Consider the following 392-nt stretch of genomic DNA (forward strand, 5'->3'; position numbering starts at 1 on the left):
ACAGGGCTAAGTCCTTTTAGTTTTACCTTAATTCGTTTATTGTTGTAGTAATCAATATAGTCTACAATGGCTTGTTCCAATTGGTTGAGCGACTCAAATGACTTCTCATAACCATAAAACATCTCCGATTTCAGAATGCCAAAGAAGGACTCCATCATACCGTTGTCTGGGCTGTTACCTTTACGTGACATGGATGCTTGAATTCCCTTACCCTCTAGAAACTGATGATAAGAATCGTGTTGATATTGCCAGCCTTGGTCACTATGGAGAATCGTATTCTCGTAGCGCTTCTCTGTGAATGCTTGTTCCAACATTGTTTTTACTTGTTCTAAGTTGGGTGAAGTTGAAAGATTATAGGCGATAATTTCGCTATTAAAGCCATCTAAAACTGG

General features: G+C 38.8%; 1 protein-coding gene. It reads right to left on the reverse strand.

What is annotated here, in order from left to right; all coding sequences use genetic code 11:
• On the reverse strand, positions 1–392 hold a 392-nt coding region (locus tag N8L90_RS09375; protein ID WP_261025220.1), incomplete at both ends, for an IS3 family transposase.

It is taken from the genome of Streptococcus mitis (assembly GCF_946190115.1).
GTDB lineage: Bacteria > Bacillota > Bacilli > Lactobacillales > Streptococcaceae > Streptococcus > Streptococcus mitis_CO.